The organism is Methylobacterium sp. B4, assembly GCF_003201865.1.
Taxonomy (GTDB): Bacteria; Pseudomonadota; Alphaproteobacteria; order Rhizobiales; family Beijerinckiaceae; genus Methylobacterium.
The window spans coordinates 1-8,165 of the sequence record NZ_QJJJ01000046.1; the positions used below are offsets into that span (position 1 = coordinate 1).

9 protein-coding genes and 1 tRNA gene are annotated in these 8,165 nt (G+C 66.3%); 4 read left to right on the forward strand and 6 right to left on the reverse strand.

Annotated features, from left to right (window positions below; translation table 11 throughout):
• Positions 1–834: 834 nt before the first annotated feature.
• A complete protein-coding gene (locus BY998_RS23630) occupies positions 835–1,095 on the reverse strand; it encodes a hypothetical protein (RefSeq protein WP_110354126.1) in 261 nt (86 codons plus the stop codon).
• Between the two features lie 31 nt (positions 1,096–1,126).
• The gene (locus BY998_RS23635; RefSeq protein WP_110354127.1) at positions 1,127–1,366 is read right to left on the reverse strand and encodes a helix-turn-helix domain-containing protein; all 240 of its coding nucleotides are present in this window, start codon (positions 1,364–1,366) and stop codon (positions 1,127–1,129) included.
• A 96-nt stretch (positions 1,367–1,462) separates the two neighbouring features.
• On the opposite strand from BY998_RS23635, the gene BY998_RS23640 reads away from it, so the two are divergent.
• On the forward strand, positions 1,463–1,765 hold the full coding sequence (locus BY998_RS23640; RefSeq protein ID WP_110354128.1) for a hypothetical protein: 303 nt from the start codon (positions 1,463–1,465) through the stop codon (positions 1,763–1,765).
• A gap of 58 nt (positions 1,766–1,823) precedes the next feature.
• Here BY998_RS23640 and BY998_RS23645 read toward each other — a convergent pair whose 3' ends face one another.
• The 4 genes from BY998_RS23645 to BY998_RS23660 all read right to left on the reverse strand — a co-directional run bounded on the left by BY998_RS23645 (position 1,824) and on the right by BY998_RS23660 (position 4,497).
• Positions 1,824–2,069 (reverse strand): hypothetical protein, encoded by a 246-nt coding sequence (locus BY998_RS23645; protein WP_110354129.1) that lies wholly within the window; start codon positions 2,067–2,069, stop codon positions 1,824–1,826.
• Between the two features lie 189 nt (positions 2,070–2,258).
• Positions 2,259–2,489: a hypothetical protein gene (locus BY998_RS24955; protein ID WP_110354130.1), complete on the reverse strand. Its 231-nt coding sequence runs from the start codon at positions 2,487–2,489 to the stop codon at positions 2,259–2,261.
• A 342-nt stretch (positions 2,490–2,831) separates the two neighbouring features.
• Complete coding sequence (locus BY998_RS23655) at positions 2,832–3,191, reverse strand: hypothetical protein (protein ID WP_110354131.1); 360 nt, start codon at positions 3,189–3,191, stop codon at positions 2,832–2,834.
• Between the two features lies 1 nt (position 3,192).
• Positions 3,193–4,497, reverse strand: a complete 1,305-nt coding sequence (locus BY998_RS23660; RefSeq protein WP_110354132.1) for a site-specific integrase — start codon at positions 4,495–4,497, stop codon at positions 3,193–3,195.
• 71 nt (positions 4,498–4,568) lie between these two features.
• On the opposite strand from BY998_RS23660, the gene BY998_RS24590 reads away from it, so the two are divergent.
• From BY998_RS24590 to BY998_RS23670, 3 genes are all read left to right on the forward strand, one after another.
• Positions 4,569–4,684 (forward strand) — tRNA-Glu (locus BY998_RS24590).
• 256 nt (positions 4,685–4,940) lie between these two features.
• A complete protein-coding gene (locus BY998_RS23665; protein WP_110354133.1) occupies positions 4,941–5,390 on the forward strand; it encodes a GNAT family N-acetyltransferase in 450 nt (149 codons plus the stop codon).
• 298 nt (positions 5,391–5,688) lie between these two features.
• On the forward strand, positions 5,689–7,686 hold the full coding sequence (locus tag BY998_RS23670) for an EAL domain-containing protein (protein ID WP_110354134.1): 1,998 nt from the start codon (positions 5,689–5,691) through the stop codon (positions 7,684–7,686).
• Positions 7,687–8,165 lie beyond the last annotated feature (479 nt).

Sequence of the window (8,165 nt, forward strand, 5' to 3'; positions counted from 1 at the left end):
GTGTTTGCTCCAGCTTTTCAGGCAAGAGCGCTAGCCTCTCTCAGTCATTGACGCCCAGGAGTGCTTGTCAACAATGATTGATTGTACGCAACTCTGATTGCGATGGCCAGGGGTGGTGACTGCGTTCTCAATTCGACGGCAGCCCACGCTCTATGCACGGCGCCCGCACCACCTCCTCCGGCGTCTCCCAACGCGACGCCGAAGACGCGACACAGGCGAGCGCCAGCGCCGCGAGCAGAAGCACACGGGTCATGGTGATGGTCCTGATGGTGGGGATGCGCGGCTGGCCCGGCCGGCTCGGGAAAGAAGAGCTGTTCGCCAATCTTCGTTTGTGCTTCGCTGGAATTTCGAGCAAAGCGAGAAGTCGCAGGCCATCCCGGTGGGATAAAGCCTGGGGCAGCGTCCGGCGGGTCGGTGCCTGAGGGGGCTCAGAGGACCGGCCCGCTGCTTTCGGGCTCCACTCAAGCCCGGCCTATCCCCAGCGTTGATCGGGATAAGTCGAAAGCGGTGCTTGAGCGGTTCAGGCGCGTCGAGCACGACATGCTGTCGTCACGCCGAAGGATCCTCAGATCCACGGCAGACGGCCAGCGGGTCGGTGTTGCCCCCCATACTGACCCGCTGTTTCCAGCCTTCGCATGCGAGCGGAAGGCTCGGTCGCCCCTGGATCAAATGTTAGTTAGGTAGCGTGACAGCAACTTGAGCGGTGGCGCGCTGGAGCGCATGAGGCGATGCCGCTGAACTGTCCCGATCTTATCTCGGCGGCCAGCGGGTCGGCCTACTGCCCCTCACAGCCGGCCCGCTGCTTTCACGCCTCGCTCACGCCCGAACCCGCCATCAATGCTGCGTCGGCGCGTCCTCCGTGAACGTCCTGATGCCGTTCTCTCGGATGCACTGCTCGAAAGCCTCGTAGGCCTCGACGTCGGTCTCGAAGGATCCTTCCCAGACGGTCGAGCCATCCTCGTGGTCGACGACCTCCAGAGTCCACTCTTCGTCAGTGCCTGCGAAGCGGTAGATGTGGACCTGCACCGTCACGCCGTCACGAGTCACTCGGCCAGATAGGGGAGAGAACTCAAGTTCGTGGTCAGGCACGGCCATGGCCTACTCCCTCGATGATGTCGGGCTCCATTTAGGCGGACGTCTTCCTCAAGCGCACGCCGGGCCCCTCGCCGTTCTCAGCGATGAAGAGCACGCCGGCGGCCTCCAAAGCCGCCTGCAGCTTGTTGAGCGTGTCGACCCGCGTCTGCAGGGAGCCCTCGCCGGGCTCAAGGCGCTTGATCGTTGGGAGGGAGACGCCGGAAGCGTCGCTCAGCCGATCCTGAGACCAGCCTAGCAGGGCGCGCGCGGCTCGGAGCTGAGAGCGTGTCATCGATACTTTTAGCATCCCTTTTGATGCCAACGGCATTGACGGCGCCTGATACGCCTCATATGATCCTAAAAGTATCGAAGTTGAGGCGAAAAGTCTATGTCCGCCCGCCGCTCCCTCTCATGGTCGACCGCCCTCTCCGACATGCGGAACGACCGTGTGCAGGTTCCGGCGGGCTTCCTTGGCGCCCGCGGTCGCGTCGAAGGCATGGCGCGGTTTGGCAAGGTCGCCCTCGTGAAAGCTGACGGCAGCTTCGACCGGGCCGGCATCATGACCGCCGCGGCTGCCGCCGCGAAGGCCCATCAGCTCACCTACGGCTCGACCTGGGCTGTCGCCATGTCCGTGGCGCTCAAAGCCGCATGGCAAGCAGCGCGCACCGCCCGGGCCCGCACCGCGCACTGAGTCTGTCGCAGCGACCCAGGCAATTGCCACCGGCGTGGTAGCCAGATCTGGGATGGAGCTAGGCTCTAAGACGTTGGGCGTTTGCGGCTACGTGCTCTCGGTAACGAGCCACCACGTCGTCGGGCGTGCCGCCCGTCAACAGCGTAGCTGTCGCTTCGGTCGCGGCCGCGATCTTCTCGAAAACCATCGAGTTCATCTCAGCCCAGGATTCCTGACCGCCCCAAGCGAGCCGTACTAAACGCAATTCGATGACCTGCTGCGATTCCATCGCGAGCAGTAGAGTGGCCAAGAGGGGGTTGAACACACAAGAGCTTCTAGCCGCCGGACGCGGCAGGACGGCAACCACACCTCGAAAGCGAATGATCCCAGCCTAAAGCGGTCGGCTGGATCAGGGACAGATGATTGAGCGAACTCGCGGGTCAGATCCTAAAGGGCTGGTGGTCGCGAGCGGAAGCGGGGGCCATCCGGCGCAGATGGCCCCATCGCTGATGATTTAGCGAGCGGAAACCGCTGCAGCGTCAGCCACAACCTTGCGGGTGGCGGGAGCCGCAACCGTGACATGAGGCGTGGTCGTCAGTTCGGAGGCCGGGCGGACTGACGCTGTTGCGCGGGCCTGCTCACGGAAGAGCGGCGGAGTCACGTTGACGGTCTCATCGGCGATGGCGGAGCCCGCCACGGTGACAGTGGCAAGAACGGTAAGGGTGAGAAGCCGCATCGTGCGCATGAATCATCTCCGGTTTCATCGGTCCCGGGCGGTGACCGATGAGCGATTGAACCATGAGTTTGTGCAGTGCGATAATCACTGCGTGCAACGCACCATAATGCGCTGCCAGCCCTCATTGCCGATATCATGCAAGCTCTAGAGGCATATCGAGCCGCGTCAGGGGCGTGAGCCATGCGCACAATGCGTATCTAGAAAAACTTGCCGCGAACGAAAATTTATTTTGGCGCGATATATTTCGAGTAGCATTCGCTTGAGCTGTTTAGGTGCATAATTTCGCGCAAACCGTCCTGGTGCTGAGCACTGAGACCAGATTAGACGGATAATTCACCCTCAACCGAGCGATTATCGTGGCGCTGTCCAGGTGCGCAGCGGAAGGCCGGCGTGGAAGCGCTCCGCCCCCTGGATCAAAAACGCCTTCGGGTGCTGCGTGCAGAACGCGCGCAAGGATCCCACCACCAGGTCGGCGTTCGAGCCGGACAGGTCGCGGAATTGCCGATCACGCACGACGAGCACGTTATTGACGCCGGTGGCGAAGCCGAGCGTCCAGGTGAAAAAGGCGGATCGGTAGGCCGGCTGATCGAATAGCGGTGCGGCATCGGCGCAGGACGTCAGGCCGAAGCTGGCGGCGTTCGCGCCATCGGCTTTGCAGGGCGTCGCGGCGAGGCAGCCGAACAGCGCCAGCGCGGCTAGAAACCGGCGCATCTCAGGCTCCCGCCCGCGCAGCCGCCGGCCGTGCCAGCAGCACGACGGTCGAAGCCGCCACCTCCAAGTCGGGTGCTGTCCGGCGGATCGTGTCGGCGACGAAGCTCGGCGCGAGGTGCGCATAGTGCTTTTCGGCCATGCGGGTGCCGGAGTGGCCGAGCGCCTCAGCGACGACGATCAGCGGCGCGCCGTTCCGGACCATGGCGCTGGCGTAGGAGTGCCGGAGTTCATGCAGGCTGATGCTCTCCAGCTTGGCCCGTTCCAAGGCCGCCTTGAACGTGCGCTGGTACTGCGCCGGCTTCCACGGGTCGCCGTCGTCACGCCGTAGCAGCGGATCCAACGAGGCGCGTCCGGCGGCCAGCCGCTCGAACAGCGCCGCGCCGCCGGCGGTGAGCGGCACGTGCCGGGCCCTGCCGTTCTTGCTGCGCTCGATGAACACGGTGCCGTTGGTTCGGTCGAAGTCACGAACCGTCAGGCGCGCTAGTTCGCCAAACCTGGCGCCCGTCATCAGCGCCGCGGCAATCAGATCCCGCAACGCCCCTTCCGAGGCGTTCAGCAGGCGCTGCTGCTCCGCGGCGTCGAGGAATCGGACGCGGGCCGCCCCGGTGTTGTGGAACGGCTGCAGCAGCCGCCACGCGCTGTCGTGCTCGACGAGTTGGTTGCGGTGCGCCCAGTTCAGCGCTGCCTTCAACAGGGTCAGGGTCCGGTTGGCCGTGTCGCGCCGGCGGCGCAGCGCTTCCTCGTCCGAAATGTCGACGGCCCGGGTGTTCCGCTTTGTCGCCAAGCGGGACGTGCGCAGCAGCTTCGGCGCTTTCACCATCGCGTCACGCCAGCGCCGGAGCCTGTCGAGCGTCAGGTCGGCGACGCGTAGGGATCCGAGGTTCGGCAGTATGTGGGCCTTGGCGCGCGAGCGGGCGTCATAGCCCGACTTCATGCCCTCGGCCTCGCGCGCCTCAAGATAACGGTCTAGCGCGTCGCCGACTGTCAGGGCGGGCTGCGCATCCGGCGCCGATCGCAGAGATTTTACCCAAGCCCGCGCGGCTTCTTTCGCCTGCTCATGGGTGAGAATCGCTTCACCATCCGCGGACAAAACGTCATCGGCTCTGCCGAGCCGGATCTGCACACGCTTGCCTGCCGCCGTGCGCGAGGCCGCCAGCCACGCACCGCCCTGCCCTCTCGTGCCGCGGCCTGCCCGGTAGCCAAGGCGGATGCCGGGGCTCAGAAGCTCCCACTCGGGTGCGTCGGATGCGCACAGCTTCTCTCTGCTGGATCGGCTGGAAAAGCCGCTTCGGCGCTGCCTCGGCATGTCGCACCAGATTCGTTGCCAAAATCGTTGCTATGATTGCCAGGAAACGAGCTGACACACAATGAGCTTAAATGGTACAAGATACTGTGTTTCTTAGCGTTTCCATCTGTATCAGAGAGTGCCTAAATGCGTCGTATATCGCCCTCTCACGGCGAAAACAGGGGTTCGATTCCCCTTGGGAGCGCCACCGGCACCATAAGCCCCTCGAAGGGGCTTATTTTTTGTCCGAATGGTTCGATTGCCTGCCCGTCGCTTTGGTTCGGTGGGATCTGAACCTCTGCGATCTCGCCGCCGGAAAGTCCTGCGGGCGTAGGGTCCGAGGCCGCTTTCCGCTCCGCGAGGTCGGCGATCGTAGCTCGGGTGTCTAGCCTGACGCCGCCATTCTCGTCGGATGCCTGGACGCGATATCGCTGCCTCGGCACGGGCATCGAACGGAGACAGGGTTGGGTAACCGCTACGGCCTGGAGATCCGATCCGCGGCACCGGTCGACGCGCCGGGGCTGGCCGAGCTGATGCGCGACGCCGGCCACGCGGTTGCCTCTCACGTCTTGGCCGAGCAGCTCGAACGTCTCCGCTACGCGCACGGCACGGCGCTGCTCGCGCTGGAATGGGGACCGCCGAGCGGGATCGTGGTGCTGCACTGGTACCCGGTGCTGGAGCAGGCCTCTCCCGTTGCGCAGATCACGCTGCTGCTGGTCGGCCCCGATGCGCGCCGCCGCGGCATCGGCCGCCAGTTGCTGAAGGCCGCCTCGCAGGCGGCGCGCATGGCGGGGTGCGGGGAGCTCCAGCTTCTCGCGCCCGTCGAGGGCAACGGCCTGCCGGAATTCTGCAATGCGACCGGTTTCGCGGCGCAGGCGGGTAGCTTCGTGCGACCGCTGCGCAAGAAGGCCTGATCCGTGCCCGCGGCCGGCGGCACGCGACGCGGGCGGCCACATGCGGCGCGGGCGGCAAGTCGCATCGACCTCGGGCACTTCCAGCCGAGGTTCTTGTCCCTGATAACCTGAGAATGAAGCCGATGCGCTCAAGTCGTCGGTCGATGACGACAAACAAGAGCTCGATACGACGCATCGGTCGACGGCCGCATTGTGCGCCAGGGAGGGTCTGAGGCAACTGATTTCAACCATCTGTTACGTCTTTGCCGGTAAGGCCACTGTGCTTCACCTCCGAGGCGTCTGATTCAGGCTCGCCCCCATGCGCCCCCTCCCAAGCGCCGGGCCCCATCTCGACAGGCTGATCCGTCGCGATCAGCTCGATGCGGTGCGCGCGAGCCTGCGGCAGGCCTTGCCGATCAACATGCTGCTCGGTCTCGCGAGCTTCCTGGTGGCGGTCCATTCCGGCCATGGGGCGCTGGGCGCCGCGTGGTTCGCGGCCTCGACCCTCGTCAATCTCCTGCGGCTGTGGCTGTGCCGCACCCCCTGTCCGGGCTTGGCGATGGCGCCGGACGAGGCACCGTCCTCCGAGGCTGCCGCCCGCTCGATCGATCGGCACCTGCGGCTGGCCTGCCTCGCCGGGCTGCTCTCCGGCTCCGTCTGGGCCTTCCTGCCGATCCTGTGCGCGGGCTACACCTCCGAGCAGACCCTGTTCTACCTCACCGTCACCTGCGGCATCACGGCGGGGGCGGTGATGCACGGCATCGCCTACGCTCGTATCCCGATCTGCTTCGTCGCGCCGCCGCTCTTCTCGGTCGCGGTCTGCCTTCTGGCCGCCGGCGGCTTCGACCGGATCTGCCTCGCGGCGACCGTGCTGCTGTACTTCGTCGCGCTGGTCCGCAGCAGCATCGCGACCGAGCGCGGTTTCCGCGAGACGAGCCGCCTGAAGAACGAGGCGACCGCGCTCGCGGAGGCGCGCCGGGCGGCCCATGCCAGCGCCAGCGCCCTGGCCGAGGAGATGCGCGGGCGGGCGATGCATGACGGCCTCACCGGGCTCCTGAACCGGGCCGGTTTCGTCCAGCGGCTCGAGGAGCGGCGGGCGCAGGGCGAAGCAGTCTGCCTGATGATGCTGGACCTCGACGGCTTCAAGTCGGTGAACGACGTCTACGGCCACGGCACCGGCGACCGCGTCCTCCGGGAGGTCGCCCGGCGCATCCGGGCCGCCCTGCCGATCACATGCGACGCCGCGCGCCTGGGCGGCGACGAGTTCGCGATCGTCTACGACACCCTGCACACGGTCGAGAATCCGGCCGCGCTTGCCGATCGCCTGATCCGGACCGTGGCCGAGCCGTTCGAATCCTTCGATGCCGGTCGGGTCGGCGTGAGCATCGGCATCTGCGATGTGACGGTCGACAGCCTGACCCATCTCCTGAGCTGCGCCGACGAAGCGCTCTACGCGGCCAAACATTCCGGCCGAAACCGCTTCCACCTGTTCGACGAGGTCTTGAGCCGGCGCCTGGAGATGCGGCGCGACTGCGAGCGCTGCCTGTCGCAGGCCTTGGCCGAGAACGCGCTGCAGGTCTGGTTCCAGCCGATCTTCGGCCGGGGCGGTCGCAGCGTGACGAGCCTGGAGGCGCTGGTGCGCTGGCACCATCCGGTTCACGGCTGGGTGCCGCCCGCGGATCTGATCGCCGCCGCCGCCATGGCCGGCCTGACGGAGTCGCTGCTGCGCTTCATCCTGGAGCAGGTCTGCGCCATGCTGTGCACCCTGCGGGAACGGGGCATGTCCGACCTGTCCGTGGCGATGAACGTCTCGCCCCGGGAAATGGCGCAGATCGCGGTCGATGAGATCGTGCTTGAGCGGCTACGTGCCCTCGGCGTGCCGACGACGCGGCTGGAAATCGAGATCACCGAGGAAACCGCCCTCGACATCGAGGCGGTGCAGGGCAAGCTGCTGGCCCTGTCGCGGGCCGGCATCCGCATGGCGCTCGACGATTTCGGAACCGGCTACTCGTCGCTCGCCTCCCTGCGTCAGTTGCGGGCCGATCGGGTCAAGATCGACCGCAGCCTCGTGACGGGACTATCCGAGGCGGAGGACAAGCGTGGGTTGGTTCAGGCGGTGCTCGGCCTGGGTCGCGCCCTCGGCCTCGAAGTCATTGCCGAGGGCGTCGAGACGGCGGACGACCTGAGCACGCTTCAGGCCATGGGCTGCCCGTTCATGCAGGGCTACCATCTCGGCCGCCCGCAACCGGCGGACGACATCCTTCGCATCCTGGATGCGCAGGCGGAGACAGCGAGGCAGCTTCGCTTCGGCGCGTGACGCAGCCGACTTCATGCTTTCGGCAAGGTCGCGCGCGCCCGTCCACGCTTGACCGCCGGACCAGTCCGGCAGCGGCTGACGTGTATGGGTCTTGGCTGATGGGAGCACGCTTGGCCGCCCAGCGATCTGTCCAGCGGCCTCCAGCATCAATCTCCGCATTTGGCCGCTCGACCGAAACCGAAGCGATTCCCAATCACAGCCTCCGCCTCGTCCTCGCGAGGCGAAGCCGACGCGATCCAGGGCGCGGCGCTTCCGGACTGATCGTGTCCGCGCAAGCTTGAGCTAGCGTAAGCCCCCTCCCCTCTCGCGGGGCGTGTCGGCCGGGCTCGGTCCGGCGGGTTGCGCGTGTTCGCGGGTTTCGATCCGCACGGGCCTGACGGGGCGGCTTGGCCCATGCGCGGTTTAGCGGCGTGGTGTGGACGCGGCGAGGCCCGCGCGGGGTTTGGCCGTGCGGGCGGGTCTGTGGTGTGTGGGGGTTT